The sequence below is a fragment of the Microcoleus sp. Pol12A5 genome, from assembly GCF_036701435.1.
In the GTDB taxonomy this organism is placed as follows: Bacteria; Cyanobacteriota; Cyanobacteriia; order Cyanobacteriales; family Microcoleaceae; genus Microcoleus.
Genome location: NZ_JAUBQU010000070.1, coordinates 1 through 13,784, shown reverse-complemented (window position 1 = coordinate 13,784; position 13,784 = coordinate 1). Strand labels below are relative to the sequence as shown.

Here is a 13,784-nt window from a genome sequence, read left to right as displayed (position 1 = left end):
TGGTAATTGGTTGTTATCCTAATAATTTGTTAAATTGTCTTCACACAAATTTAGCTTTGAGGTAAGGGTTTAAACCCCTGCCGAATGGCGGCAGGGCTGCGCTAGAATTGCTGGGTCAACGTAAAACAGCCGATCGCTAAGATTTCTGTTTTTCCACACTTCCCAAATCCAACTTAGCCCGCAACTCTTCCTTAATCCGATTTAAAATAGAATCCTCATCCAAAGAAGACAGAATCTTGCTCACGACAGCCTTTGGCCCATCATCTCCCCAAGAAGCACCATTAGCCAAATAAGCCTTAGTAACTTGACCGATACCGTAGGAAGAAACCCCCGCGATCGCAGCTTGCGTCACCGCCACGGACAAATAAGGCCCTAAAGCCAAACCCCCCGTCGCCGGCGTCGCCAAACCCAACAATCCTTTCAACGAGCTCAAACCAAAATTAGCCAACAATTCGCCCGCAGTAATCCCCCCCATACTAATCGCAATCTTTTGCAGCAATTCCACCGCGCCCGCTTCCGTCATCGCAATGCCGTAAACTTTAGATAAAGTTAAGATCATCACCACATCAATTACCGCACCGCTAAGAATATCAACTACAGTAATTGGATTAAGTGCGATCGCCACCGATTTCGTCATTACCGCGTTCCAGATAATTCGATTAGCCGCCTCATCTCGAATTTCCATTTTTCGCTGCACCAACTGCTCGTTAATATCCCCTGCACAGAGCATCGTATTCAGCGCGACCAAAGATTTGCCTTCTCGGTCTAAAATCTCCAAAATCTTTAATTTTAAATCTTGCACTTGTGGCAAACTGCGAGTCATTTGCACGCCCATACTTCCGTCGGGACGGCGCACCGCCCTCGCCGTCAAAGGCGAAGCCGCCGCCATCACAATTTCATCGGGAGACAACAATTCTCTTACCCGCTCGTCTCTAATTTTATGATAAATTGCCAGCCTGTCTGCATCAGGATACTGGTCAATTTTATTAAACACTAATAACATCGGTTTTCCGGCTTCCCGCAACTGCGAAAGTGCTGCGTATTCCACCTTTGTAATGTCGCCAGCCACCACAAACAAAATCAAATCAGCTTGTTGAGCAACGCGGCGGGCTAAAAGTTCGCGAGTTTCGCCGTCAACTTCATCTATTCCCGGAGTATCGACTAATTCCACTTGCGACAAACGGTAAATAACGGGCGAAAGTCGTAGCGTAGCGGGGCGTAAGCCATCCGGCAAATTCTCATCAATTCCCTCTCCGACATCCCACTGGCCAATAGTCGTCGTGCGAGTCACCCCGTGAGTCGGGCCAGTTTCAAACACATTTTGACCTAGCAGCGCGTTCAAAACCGAAGATTTTCCCCTTCCCACCATCCCAAACACAGCTATTTGCACGCAAGCGCGCTCTAGCTTGTCGAGCATTTTCTCCAACCCGCCAATTTCCGGTTCCAGTCCAGTTCGCTCTTGAACTGTCAAGTCTAGATTTTCTACTATATCTCGCAGAGCATCTTTAGCGTGGCGCAGGTTGAGTTCTGCCTGAATGTCTGCGAAGCTTAAAATTGTGTCATCTAATTCGCGATCGACATTTGAAAAATCCGAGGCTTCAGTCATTGTTACCTGATGTTATAGCTTTGCTTCACTTAAAGTTTCAACCGATACGATGCCATTCTAGCTTTTTCCGTCTGCTTTGTACATTCTCTCGGATTTATCCAACTCTAACTCTCGGATTTACTCAAGCCTGACTCTCGGATTTACCAAATTCTAACTCTCGGATTTACTCAAGCCTGACTCAGCCAAAAGTTCTCGCATTCACCCGCAAGCCCGCCGGGGATTTAAATCCCCGTCTTATAGCAAAAGTCGGTTAAAACCGACTGCCAACCTAAATTAGATTGTGATAAATTTCAGTTTTCTTTGAGAGGACTTTCGCTATGAGACAGGGGTTAAAAACCCCTGTCGGACAGTCCGACAGACCAATAAGCCGATTTACCCAATTTCAACTCATTTACAACAATGATTAACCGCCTCCAAATAATAGCCAGTTATCCATTTCCTTTGCGTGTAATAATTTTCCTATTAATCTTGCTAGCAATTTGGCTGCCGCTAGCAGCACCAATTTATCTTTTAGTTAAAGATAGTAACCTAGCAACTATTCTGACAATGGGATTGTTGTTTACTGAGTTTCTGTACCTAGTGCCGCGCTGGGGAAAACAGGTTTACGGACAAACCCAATTACTCAAAAGTTACGGTTTAATCAATACCCGAAAAAACGGTTTTGAGCTTTTAATCGGATTGGCGATCGGGCTTTTGCTCACTTTCAGCTTATTTGCGGTGCAAGGGCTGTTCGGCTTAGTCGCGTGGCAAAATTCTGATAATTTGCCGAGAATCATCGCAGAAGGGCTGTTAAGCGCCCTTGGAGTCGGTTTTGCCGAGGAGTTGGTATTCCGTGGTTGGTTGCTGGACGAGTTGCAGCGGGATTACAATTATAAAATATCTCTGTGGGCGAATAGCCTGGTGTTTGCCCTATCTCATTTTATCAAACCTGTCGCGGCAATGCTGGGGAGTTGGCCGCAGTTTCCGGGGTTGTTGTTGCTGGGTTTGATTCTGGTTTGGGGAAAAAGATCGCGCCAAAATCGCCTGGGTTTGTCGATCGGGCTTCATGCAGGTTTAGTCTGGGGATATTACATCATTAACATCGGCCAGTTAGTGCGATATTCGGCATCTGTTCCCCACTGGGTGACAGGAGTTAACGGCAATCCGCTAGCTGGGGTCGTGGGGCTGTTGTTTTTGAGTGTCTTGGCCTTGGGAATGCGAAAAATGTCTGAACATTTCAAAGGTTCCGAGTAAGGACGAAGAGTCCTTATTTTCCCCTGTTTTGAGGACTAAACTCCTCACTACTCATCAACTTATTCAGAAATTTATAAATGTATGAAACTCACCATCTTTGCCACTGCTACACTGTTAATTTCTACAGGTATTTTTGCTCCTGCCAAAGCAGAAAATACCACACAAGCCAAGCCAAGTAATTCTTTAGTTCAAGTGCAGGTAATACGACAACAAATTCTCCATGCTTGCGTGCAGAATCAAGCTGAAACCCTGCCAAATCCTTTTAGCGATGCACCTTCCGATCACTGGGCTTACAAAGCTGTTTTGACAATGTATTATTGCGGGGCTTACCGAGAAGAGATGAACCCTGCTTTAATTAAAGAATCACTTGAATCGGGACCTCCTACTAGAGAAAGTTTGCCTTCCCGATCGCCCTTTCCCAATTTCCCATTACAGCCATTTCCCGTGATTAATTAAAGAATTACTGGAAGCGGGATATCCTACTAAAGGAAGTTTTTATTCCCGATTACTTTTGCCACATTTCCCATTACCAAGATTTTAAAACTGAGCCCGAACCGTAAACGAATAATCGCCACCTGGTTCTAATTGATAATCCCATTTTTCTAGAAAACGGTGCAGAGGTTCCTGAATCAATGCCCTACCCTGAGAAGGCTCAAGTATCAGTGTTTTTTCTGACGTGAAACGCCACTGAAACTGCCACTCAAAATTGCCGGCAGTCACTTCACCCTCAATCGTGCCTTTTTGCCAAGATTGGCCAGTAACCCGGACATATGCAGTTGTTTCGGGCAAACGTCTCGAACTCACCTTTTTGTTTCCGCGTTTGTTTCTGCAATTGTGCGACTATTGTAAAGGCTCATGGCTTTTTCTACTCCTTGGTGCAGACTTAGTTCCACAGCTTCTACAACCAGTTTAAGCACTTTCTCTACTAACTGACTTTCCTCTGAAGAAAACTTTCCTAACACGAAGGAAATCGTATCTTTCTCATTTTTAGCAGCATCGTTTTGAGGTTTGCCGATGCCAATCCGCAAGCGGGGAAATTTGTCTGTGCCCAAATGAGAAATTGTCGATTTCATGCCGTTGTGTCCGCCGGCAGAACCGGCAAGCCGCATTCTCAATTTCCCGATCGGCAAATCCATATCATCGTATACTATTAATACCGACTCCGCAGGTATTTTGTACCAATCCGCCGCCGCCCGAATCGCTTGACCGGAAAGATTCATGTAAGTAAGCGGTTTCAGCAAGCGGATTTTCTTTCCCCGCGGCCGGTTTCCCTCGCCAAATATGCCTTGAAATTTGCGATTTTCCGACAGAGAAATCTGCCAAGATTTAGCCAAGGCATCGACAGCATTAAAGCCTATGTTGTGTCGGGTGCGATCGTATTTAGGTTCGGGATTTCCCAACCCAACTATTAGCTGGGGAATCACTAACTCCGCTGGTGTTTCCGACTTCTGAGTGTTGTTCATTTAACTGTCTGTGCTATCTTCCTTGGGCTTCGCCGCCGCGAGTTTTTCAGTTTCGGGTTTGCTGCTAGTTGCTACAGCTTCTTCTAACTGCTTGGCTTCCCGCGTGAACTCCGACTCAAAATCCCGCGAAGCATCTTGAAATCCCCGAATTGCCTTCCCCATACTCCTGCCGATTTCGGGTAATTTTTTCGGACCGAATACCAAAAGGGCGATCGTAAAAATAACGGCCATTTCCGGCAAACCAATGCCAAAAATATTCATGGTTTTTCTCCTGCAATTTACTTAGTTACTTCTTGTTTATTTCTGCCAAAAGTAATCGGAAAGGGTAAGGAAAAACGGGAAAACTTAGCTTTTACCCTTTCTCCTCAACCCTCAGCTTTTACTTTTAGCCTTACTGTTTTGCGATCAATTTTTAGCGGCCGAGACTCGACCAATCCATATCCACATTCTCCAGAATCAGCGAAGAGTTGTAGATTTGCAAAATAATCAACAAGAACACGAAAAACAGTCCAATGAAAACGCTCATCAACAGCGTGGTGCCCCAACCCGGAGCGACCTTGCCGTACTCTGAGTTAAGGGGTTTGAGTATATCTCCTAACCAAGTCCGTTGTGCCATAAGTCACCTACAATGAATCTCTACAGAAAAGTTTGACATATTTCTACCGCTAATTGCGATCGCAATTTCTCAGAAATGCGGCATGGGGGACTGGGAGAAGGGGGAATGGGGGTTGGGGACCATACCGTATTGCGCCTAAAATCACTAGACTTTCAGATGGATTGTTATTTTTTGTAATATTATAGAGTGGATCACTCATAATCGATCAAAAATATGGAACCTGCAGCAGTTCTTGGCATTTCACTGGGCGTGTGTCTGGTGGCAATCACCGGATTCTCGATCTACACCGCTTTCGGTCCCCCTTCTAAGGAATTGAGAGATCCTTTTGAAGAACACGAAGACTAAAGAAGAAGGAAATTCGGCAACGAGCAATGTACGGGATGTAACGGAGGTCAGGAAGAAGGAAGATTTTTTCCCTCTCCCCATCTCCCTGTCCCCATCCCTCTGTCTCCCTCGGGCTCGGATATATTTTTATAGCAGTAAAAAAGTGATGGTGTGGGGCGATCGCCTGTCGCCTACTCGTCAAATGGTATATTTTTCAGAAATACAGTAAATCTCTATTGGATTTAAGCTAAAAATTATTAGGTGTCAGGCTAAAGCATCATGGGGAACACATTTGGGCATTTATTTCGGATCTCGACATTTGGGGAATCTCACGGCGGCGGTGTGGGAGTAGTAATTGACGGTTGCCCGCCCCTGGTGTCGATCGACGCATCGGAAATTCAAGCCGAACTCGATCGCCGCCGCCCCGGCCAAAGCAAAATTACCACACCTCGCAAAGAAGCAGATACCTGCGAAATTCTGTCGGGGGTGTTTGAAGGCAAAACTTTGGGAACGCCGATCGCAATTTTAGTCCGCAATCAAGACACTCGCCCCCAAGATTACGGCGAAATGGCGACAACTTACCGCCCTTCTCACGCTGACGCTACCTACGATGCCAAGTACGGAATTCGTAACTGGCAAGGCGGAGGTCGATCGTCCGCAAGAGAGACAATAGGTAGAGTAGCAGCAGGGGCGATCGCTAAAAAAATTCTCAAACAAGCAGCAGGAGTCGAAATAGTCGGCTACGTCAAACGCATCAAAGACTTAGAATGTGTCGCCGACCCAGACACTGTTACCTTAGAACAAGTAGAAAGCAACATCGTCCGCTGTCCAGATGCCGAATGTGCCGAAAGAATGATTGAACTGATCGAAAAAGTTCGCGACAGCGGAGATTCGATCGGCGGTGTAGTCGAATGCGTCGCCCGCAATGTCCCAAAAGGCCTGGGAATGCCCGTCTTCGACAAACTCGAAGCCGACTTGGCCAAAGCCATCATGTCCTTGCCCGCCAGCAAAGGCTTTGAAATTGGTTCCGGGTTTGCCGGGACTCTGCTCAAGGGCAGCGAACATAATGATGAATACTATACTGATGATAAGGGTGTAATTCGTACAGTGACGAATCGCTCTGGCGGAATTCAGGGTGGAATTGCTAACGGCGAAAATATCATTTTGCGGGCGGCATTCAAGCCAACTGCGACAATTCGCCAGCAGCAGCACACCGTTACCCGAGAAGGCGAAGAAACGCTGCTGGCTGCCAAGGGACGGCACGACCCTTGCGTTTTGCCAAGAGCTGTGCCAATGGTGGAAGCGATGGTAGCTTTAGTGTTGTGCGACCATCTGCTGCGCCATCACGGACAATGTGGAACCTTAAAGCCTGAATTTTAAAATGGAAATCAGCTTGTCCTCTGTAGCGGCAACTCCCCTTGATTGCCCTCAACCCTCCGAATCAATAAAAGGTATAGATGATTTTGTAGTACAGTTTTGGGGCGTGCGGGGCAGTGTTCCGACACCCGGACAGGAAACTGTTCGCTACGGCGGCAATACTTCTTGTTTGGAAATGCGAGTCGCTGGCAAACGCTTGATTTTTGACGGCGGAACAGGCTTGCGGATGCTGGGAGACCAGTTGGTGCAAGAAATGCCCGTGCAAGCTTATATGTTTTTTACTCACTATCACTGGGATCACATTCAAGGTTTCCCGCTGTTCGCCCCAGCTTTCATCCGCGGCAATAGCTTTGATATTTACGGGGCAACTCCGCCGGATGGAGATTGCATGAAAAGGCACTTCGTAGAACGGGTACTGCACTCGAATTCGCCGGTGCCGCTGATGGGTTTGCAGGCAGATTTGAATTTCTACGAACTCAATCACAACCAGACGATGATGCTGGATGATATTGAGATTAGGACGGGTTCTCTGAATCACCCAAATACTGCTATGGGATATCGGGTGACTTGGCAGGGACGATCTGTTGTTTACTGTTCGGATACCGAACATTTTCCCGATCGCCTAGATGAGAATGTCTACAATTTAGCCCTCGACGCTGATGTGCTGATTTACGATGCAATGTACACAGACGAGGAATATCACAACCCCAAGTCTCCGAAGGTGGGTTGGGGACACTCGACTTGGCAGGAAGCGGTGAGAATGGCTAAGGAGGCCCGGGTGAAACGAGTGGTAATTTTTCACCACGATCCGGCTCATACTGACGATTTTCTCGATCGCATCGCCGAAGATGTGCAAATCGCTTTTCCGAAGGCTGTGATGGCCCGCGAGGGTCTGATTTTGCCGATCGGCTTCTAAACCTTCGCCCTTGTGAACTCGATCAAACCATCAACCGATCAAACCATAATTGTTATGTGAATATGTGGAGCTGGGCGCGAGACCAGCTCCACAATTTTTTTAATACGCAGCAAACTCTTAACTGCATGGTATAATTCTTGTTTGTTAAGTTTTAAGGCAAAGTATTTAAGGTTTTTTTTATTCTTCAACCGCGTCCGCAAGACGCCAAGACGTAAGATAATTGGAGAATTGCCAAGGGTGAAAAGGAGACTGTTTTGAATGTCAACAAACACGGGGAGGCGAGGCGATCGCACGCCTGAGTGCTAGTCTGATGCCAGTAGACTTCCAGAAGCCTTGTTACAGATTAATTATTAAGGACAAAAACTGAAGTTATAGCTCGGCTCAAATAAAAGCGCGATCGGTTTTTTCGGATCATGAATATTGACAACTCTCAAAAGCTAATAGCTTTTAGGTAGAAGCAGAGAAAATTTTCAGCAGTCAATTTGACTAACCAGAAAGAAACGATGGCTCTTGGGTTTGGCAGGAGCTGCGGCAAGTGAATGTTATGACTTGACTATCAAAATGGGAAATTTACGTTTTAGATCTTCAGCACATCAATACAGATGGATTGCCTTAGGCAGTTTTGCTGTAATTATGGGTATTTCAGGCGCCCTGGCCTACCGCCTCGCCCCGCCCCCCGGATTCATGGCTCAAGGCACTCTCACTTCTAATAATCCGCCAGTCAAATTCTCGAGTACGGGCACGACAATTCTCAAGCAAGGAGAGCAACTCACCCCAGAGGTTCTGCTGGCAGATAATGTTGTCAAAGCAGTGGCAGATGCAGTTAAGCTGTCGCCCCAGCAAGTTCGACAAAATGCTAGTGTCAAAATTTCTAAGCCGGAACAACCCCTAGAGATTGTTGTTGGGTATCGCTCGCTCGATCAGGAGCAAGCAATCCAAACGGTGGATATGTTGATGAAAGGCATGGTGGAAAAAAGCCGCCTGATTAACAGATATCGGTGGCAATCAGTCAATCAGTCGCTCAATCAACGCTTGGCACAAGTCACTCAAGACCTGAAACAAGCTCAGCAAAAACTCGACCAATACGAAAGAGAACGCGCTCGGCTGTTGCAGCAAATGAAGCTTCAGCAAGACTTTTACAACAAAACTCAGCTTGCAATGGCGGATACGCAAGCTTCGGAAAAGGAAATGGTCAGCAGTTTGGCGGCCGCTACAGTGCCGCAAATTGTGGCGACGCCCACGAGCGATCCGACAGTGCCTCTGATTTTGGGAATTGGCCTGCTGTTGGCAATTTTGGTCAGCCGGGGTTTGATTCCTTCGGTGGCGGATTGGAAATACAAGGCAGCTTTTCAGCGAGAAGAAAGCGAAAGGCTCCAAAGTGCTTTGTACCGACTGATCAAAGAAGGTCGCGGCGAAATAACTCTGGTGCGGTTTGCGATGGAAACGCGGCTGTCGCCGGATGTCGCTCAGCGTTTTTTGAACCAACAAGCTGAAGTCTTCAATGCCAACTGCGAAATTAAAGACGACGGCAGTATCTTGTATCACTTCCACATTTAAAGGGCTACGAGCGATCGCACTCCACAGAAGACTTTAGCCGATCGAGCAGTGATGCCTCGATCGGCTTGTTTTTTTCTTAATAGGACTTATATCAGGTTCGGTCGATCGACTATCCCGCTCTAGGTGGGCACGGGTTTACGAGATCTATAACTTATACTACAACTACAGATTGTGGTAAGCCCGCCGACGCGAGCTGGGGTTGCGGTGATTTTACCCGACATGATATTACGCTCAACCCGGTTTCTTAGCTTTTAGGATTCCCCGAATCTAAAAATTGCTCGATCGACAGAGGTGTTGACTAACGTAGAGCACCCGAAGATGGGGCCAGTTCGTCCCAGACTGGCTAAAAATTATTTTTTTTGTTCCGCTTGCTTTTTGCTTAAATATATGTATAATGATAAAAAATCAGTAAATATACGGTTGCTTTTTACCTGATTGACCTGTTGGAGGGGTAATTTATCCTTAAATATTTATTAAGGTAGAAGTCAACTCAGTAGAAATGCGGTAGTATTGATTAGTAGCCGATTCAGCAAGATTATGTAGTTTCACATCAGAAACTCGATCGGGCAAAAGCCTGGAATCAAACTCCCCAACTGATAGCTTACATTTTCCTATTGAACTTTTGTAATCACCTAGAGGCTAAATCATGATTTTAGGAATAATTGGTTCTTCTTTCCTAGCTTACTTTTTGCTAATGTCGGTCGCTAATTACGGCGACACTGGAATGTAGATTACTTAAGGCACTTATGCACCGAGACATAAGGCAGCCGGCAAAAAAAGCTGTTTGACAACTTCTTGAGAACTTCGATTAAGTCTCAGCTTGGGCCATGTCTGTCGTGTCAGCTCGGACAAAAAAATGGATGGATGAAGGAGTCGTTAAGTACCGCTGTGACTGGGAAGAAGCAGACCCTGTAGCTGGCAGGAACATAGCAGATTTGATGGACTGGCGCGATCGGCTCCACGCTTGGGGATTAATTGGCGTCTACGAAAATGGCATAGGGTTTGGCAACGTCAGCGTCAGACTCGGCAATTCTTGCCAATTTGTAATTTCGGGAACCCAGACTGCACACTTGAGGACTCTGGGACCAGAATTCTACTGTACTGTTACCGAATTTAATTTAGAACAAAATTTCCTCGGCTGCCGGGGCCCCGTACAAGCTTCGTCGGAGTCCCTGACTCACGGGGCGCTGTACCTTCAGAGAGAGGATGTGGGAGGGATAATTCACGTCCATAATCCAAAGCTATGGCAGCAACTGCTGTTTAAGATTCCTACTACTAGAAAAGAAATACCTTACGGCACTCCTCAGATGGCCTCAGAAATGTTTAGACTTTTTGAGGAGGAGAATTTGGCAGAGCGCAAAATTCTGGCGATGGCCGGTCACGAGGACGGCATTATCTGTTTTGGCAGAACCGTGGACGAAGCTGGCAAAGTGCTTTCGGCTGTGATTGGTTACACATGATCTCTTGCACTATTCTTAGAAAAAGCTAAGAAACCTGGTTTATTGACAAAAAACCTAGGATTTTACCTGTGTCTGTGGCAAAAAACTAAGGTAATGACGTGGGTGCCTGATTTGAGTTAGACTGAGCTTTACCCTTGACATCGGGCCGCTGGCTCGATTTAGCCTAATGGGTTCAAAACTTTTGAAGTGCCTCTTGCCTCTGCGGTAAGGGAAAGATATTTTTAAATAGAAACACATTATATAACAAAAGCTGAGAGTCATCGTGAATCAAACTAAACTTGTAAGCTCAAAAGAATTGCAATCAGAGGTATCTCGTCTCACCGAAGAGCTGCAAATGCGCGACCAATTGGTGCAGCAGTTGTCTCAAGAACTTTTCAGGCTGGTGAAGGGCAATTCTAATTTTGTGCCGGCACCGGAAGTTTCCGATCGCCACCAAGCTCAAATGCAGGCAATGCGGGAACAACTCCAAGCTGTTGAAGAACAGGTGGGTTTTTATCAAGAACAAATTGCAGAGCGAGATGCTGAGGTTTACCAACTGCGGCAGTCGGTGCAAGAATTGACGGATCGCTCTCGGATGCTGGAACAGGTAGTACAGGAATTGCCGGGGGTTTACCGCCAGAAGTTTGCCGAACGGATCGAGCCGATTAAGGAAAAGTTGGATCAACTGCAAAAGGAAAACCGCCAGTTGCACACTGAGTTGCAAAGCGTAACTTACCGTCTAGCTGTGCGGAACCGCAAGGCTAAGGGCTTGGATCTGCCGAGTGTCGATGCTGAGGACGATCGGGGAATTCAAATGCCGAGCTTTGGCAATGTCTAAGGTTTTGATTGTGGCGGGTGGTGAGAATGATCCGGCCGCAAGTCTCAAGGCGGCGATCGCTCAATCTCATCCTTTAACTGAAGTCAATATCTGTGGGGTTTCTGAACTCCATTCTGGCGCGATCGCTCCGGGTGGGGCGATCGTTTGTCCTTTGACGCTGGATGTGCCAGAAAATCTGGTTTTTCCGGCTCAAGATGTGTTTCGATTTTGTGGCAATGTTTCGGCGGCGCGCGATCGAGTGTCCCAGGACTTGCTTTTTCCCGTCGGGGGTGGCAATTTTTGGCTGCCTGTGGTGTTGACGGCAAAGGGGCCACTGTATGCTGAAGTGATCGGTGGGGAACCTGACAAGCAGTCTGGCGAGTTGAGTTACTCTCAACCGGTGCATTTGTCGGATGTTTGGCGACAGCAGTTGTATGAGTTGGCTTACGGCTTGCTGAATCTTTTAAATGCGCCGCCGGCGACTTATTTGATGCAGTTCGGGTTTGTAGGGGAAAGGATTTGTTTCGATCGACTTTGGCCTTTTCCGGCTGCACCTGCGATCGCTTCTGTCGGCGTTCAAGTGCCGGATTTATTTCTTTGTCATTGGTATTGCTTGACAAATAAACCTATTTATGATATTGAAATTAGCTCTGCGGTTGCTTGAAGTCTCTTGGAAACTTGAGATTTAAACAGGGGTTCTCATTTGAATCAAGCAACTAAAGCCGGAGTTTCAGTGGAGATAACTTGCTCGAAACTGTCGAAGATTTCAAAGAGTTGGTCGAGTTGAGTAATTTCAAAAATTAGCTTGACTGTGGCTGAGAGGTTGCAGATGACGAGGCGGCATCCCCGGTGGCGGGCGGCGTTGAGTCCGCCGACTAAGGCGCAGATCCCGGAACTGTCGATGAAATCTACGGCGGCCATGTCTATTACCCAGAGTTTGTGGCGATCGGGCACAATCTCGGCTAGCTGTTGCTGGAGGAGGCTGCCGGCTTGGGAGTCGAGGCAGTTGTGAGGTTGAAGGACGATTGGTTGGTTGAAGTTGGGAAATTCCATAGCAGTTATCCTACGATCGTAAAGTATGAATAAGTTAGTTTAGTTGCTGACTCTGTTGAGAGACTCAGGGGATTTCAGCTAAGGTTTTAGGATGCGCGATCGGGCTAGGGAATCGGTGGGGAGAGCCGTTGTGATAAATTTAGTAGGAAACTAGGTAGCGATCGCGCCGAACGCAACCGCAACAATTCTCTATTAATCTAGTATGCCTGAAAGGCTAATTTTTAGTTAGGCCAGCGATCGCGACAACAGTGTGTTCTTCATCACAGCGAAAGATTGCACTATTGGCTGAATCGAGCCAATATATAAATGTATTGAGCTTTGCAAAAGTTTACGAAGGCAGTATCGAATGTCTTTTGAGTTTTTATCGTTAGAGACTATTCAGCAATTCGCGCGTGATTACGGCTACTGGGCAGTATTTCTGGGAATTTTGCTGGAAAATCTGGGAGTTCCTCTTCCAGGCGAGACTATTACGATTGCTGGCGGGTTTTTAGCTGGCAGCGGGGAACTGAATTACTGGTTTGTACTCGGCAGTGCGATCGCCGGTGCGACTGTGGGAGGAAACCTGGGTTATGCGATCGGCAGGTATGGCGGCTGGCCACTGCTGCTGAAGCTGGGACGATTTTTCCGCTTTCGAGAAGAACAACTGTTTGACTTAAAAGAACAGTTTAGCAAAAATGCAGCTAAAGCCGTATTTTTGGGCCGTTTCATCGCACTGCTGCGAATTTTTGCTAGCCCCCTAGCGGGTATTGCAGAAATGCCTTTTTGGAAATTTTCGCTGTTCAATGTTCTGGGTGCTGCAAGCTGGGCATCTGTAATGGTGAGTTTATCGTACTTCTTGGGACAAGTTGTGTCTTTAGAGAAATTGGTAGCTTGGGCTGCTCAATTTGCGGTATTTGCTTTGCTGTTAGCAGTTGCTTGGATTGCAATTCCTATTTGGTTGGAGGCGCGGAGTTTGGACAAGACTAAGTAAGATTAGTGGTTAGACTTTTTGCAAGAGTTCTGGATTTTCTGTTTTTAACCGCAGATAAACGCAAATGAACGCAGATATTATCTATTTTTGCAAAAAGTCTAATGATTGGCGATCGTCTATTAATAATTCAGGACTTCATTCCTCAAAATCATCAATGATGTTCCTTGATTGAGTTAAATCGCACTTCAAAAAGCTCGATCGCTATAATTATAATTCACAGAATGCTGCGAACAAGGGAGGATAAGCTGCTACGCAGCTAAACCGGATAAAATAGCATTGCCTTTATTTTTGATTTTTCGCTCCCATTTAATAACCATTTCTCCTTCATTTAATAATCTATGTAGTAATTCTGACAATTCTTCTACTGACTTAAACAGTCGATGTGCTATATATTCTTTCGCTGAATGCCAGAC

Annotated in this window: 16 protein-coding genes and 1 pseudogene; 10 read left to right on the top strand and 7 right to left on the bottom strand. The window is 46.5% G+C overall.

Features of this window, described 5'->3' with window-relative positions; translation table 11 throughout:
• Window positions 1-136: 136 nt before the first annotated feature.
• Complete coding sequence (locus QUA45_RS18425) at window positions 137-1,606, bottom strand: GTP-binding protein (RefSeq protein ID WP_333096240.1); 1,470 nt, start codon at window positions 1,604-1,606, stop codon at window positions 137-139.
• Between the two features lie 399 nt (window positions 1,607-2,005).
• Between QUA45_RS18425 and QUA45_RS18420 the strand changes: the two genes are divergently transcribed.
• Together QUA45_RS18420 and QUA45_RS18415 are read left to right on the top strand one after the other, a co-directional pair.
• Window positions 2,006-2,839 carry a CPBP family intramembrane glutamic endopeptidase gene (locus QUA45_RS18420; protein ID WP_333096241.1) on the top strand — a complete coding sequence of 278 codons (834 nt, stop codon included), beginning with the start codon at window positions 2,006-2,008 and terminating at the stop codon, window positions 2,837-2,839.
• Window positions 2,840-2,920: 81 nt separating this feature from the next.
• The gene (locus QUA45_RS18415; protein ID WP_333221778.1) at window positions 2,921-3,295 is read left to right on the top strand and encodes an S-layer protein; all 375 of its coding nucleotides are present in this window, start codon (window positions 2,921-2,923) and stop codon (window positions 3,293-3,295) included.
• A gap of 81 nt (window positions 3,296-3,376) precedes the next feature.
• On the opposite strand, the gene QUA45_RS18410 is transcribed toward QUA45_RS18415, so the two are convergent.
• The 4 genes from QUA45_RS18410 to psbH form a co-directional block, all read right to left on the bottom strand.
• Window positions 3,377-3,643: a DUF3146 family protein gene (locus QUA45_RS18410; protein WP_006633689.1), complete on the bottom strand. Its 267-nt coding sequence runs from the start codon at window positions 3,641-3,643 to the stop codon at window positions 3,377-3,379.
• Complete coding sequence (pth, locus tag QUA45_RS18405) at window positions 3,640-4,302, bottom strand: aminoacyl-tRNA hydrolase (RefSeq protein WP_333096243.1); 663 nt, start codon at window positions 4,300-4,302, stop codon at window positions 3,640-3,642. Before pth ends, QUA45_RS18410 begins: the two co-directional genes overlap by 4 nt.
• Entirely contained in the window at window positions 4,303-4,563 is a 261-nt protein-coding gene (locus QUA45_RS18400; RefSeq protein WP_333096244.1) for a TatA/E family twin arginine-targeting protein translocase, read from the bottom strand.
• Between the two features lie 151 nt (window positions 4,564-4,714).
• A complete protein-coding gene (psbH, locus tag QUA45_RS18395; protein WP_172189685.1) occupies window positions 4,715-4,918 on the bottom strand; it encodes a photosystem II reaction center phosphoprotein PsbH in 204 nt (67 codons plus the stop codon).
• A gap of 213 nt (window positions 4,919-5,131) precedes the next feature.
• Here psbH and psbN point away from each other — a divergent pair, with 213 nt between their 5' ends.
• The 7 genes from psbN (at window position 5,132) to QUA45_RS18360 (ending at window position 12,012) form a co-directional block, all read left to right on the top strand.
• Window positions 5,132-5,263 (top strand): photosystem II reaction center protein PsbN, encoded by a 132-nt coding sequence (gene psbN, locus QUA45_RS18390; RefSeq protein ID WP_006633693.1) that lies wholly within the window; start codon window positions 5,132-5,134, stop codon window positions 5,261-5,263.
• A 258-nt stretch (window positions 5,264-5,521) separates the two neighbouring features.
• Window positions 5,522-6,622, top strand: a complete 1,101-nt coding sequence (aroC, locus tag QUA45_RS18385) for a chorismate synthase (protein ID WP_333221777.1) — start codon at window positions 5,522-5,524, stop codon at window positions 6,620-6,622.
• A 1-nt stretch (window position 6,623) separates the two neighbouring features.
• Window positions 6,624-7,535 (top strand): MBL fold metallo-hydrolase, encoded by a 912-nt coding sequence (locus QUA45_RS18380; protein WP_333048652.1) that lies wholly within the window; start codon window positions 6,624-6,626, stop codon window positions 7,533-7,535.
• Window positions 7,536-8,168: 633 nt separating this feature from the next.
• Window positions 8,169-9,092: a hypothetical protein gene (locus QUA45_RS18375; RefSeq protein ID WP_333071074.1), complete on the top strand. Its 924-nt coding sequence runs from the start codon at window positions 8,169-8,171 to the stop codon at window positions 9,090-9,092.
• 827 nt (window positions 9,093-9,919) lie between these two features.
• Window positions 9,920-10,552 (top strand): class II aldolase/adducin family protein, encoded by a 633-nt coding sequence (locus QUA45_RS18370; protein ID WP_333096245.1) that lies wholly within the window; start codon window positions 9,920-9,922, stop codon window positions 10,550-10,552.
• Between the two features lie 262 nt (window positions 10,553-10,814).
• Window positions 10,815-11,369 carry an Npun_F5560 family protein gene (locus QUA45_RS18365; protein WP_333078699.1) on the top strand — a complete coding sequence of 185 codons (555 nt, stop codon included), beginning with the start codon at window positions 10,815-10,817 and terminating at the stop codon, window positions 11,367-11,369.
• Window positions 11,362-12,012: a hypothetical protein gene (locus QUA45_RS18360; RefSeq protein ID WP_333096246.1), complete on the top strand. Its 651-nt coding sequence runs from the start codon at window positions 11,362-11,364 to the stop codon at window positions 12,010-12,012. The genes QUA45_RS18365 and QUA45_RS18360 overlap by 8 nt, the downstream gene beginning before the upstream one ends.
• Before the next feature lie 44 nt (window positions 12,013-12,056).
• Here QUA45_RS18360 and QUA45_RS18355 read toward each other — a convergent pair whose 3' ends face one another.
• Entirely contained in the window at window positions 12,057-12,401 is a 345-nt protein-coding gene (locus tag QUA45_RS18355; protein WP_333096247.1) for an STAS domain-containing protein, read from the bottom strand.
• Window positions 12,402-12,747: 346 nt separating this feature from the next.
• Between QUA45_RS18355 and QUA45_RS18350 the strand changes: the two genes are divergently transcribed.
• Window positions 12,748-13,371: a DedA family protein gene (locus QUA45_RS18350; protein ID WP_333096248.1), complete on the top strand. Its 624-nt coding sequence runs from the start codon at window positions 12,748-12,750 to the stop codon at window positions 13,369-13,371.
• Between the two features lie 248 nt (window positions 13,372-13,619).
• Here QUA45_RS18350 and QUA45_RS18345 read toward each other — a convergent pair.
• Window positions 13,620-13,784 (bottom strand): annotated as a pseudogene (locus QUA45_RS18345) (IS630 family transposase); the annotation flags it as partial.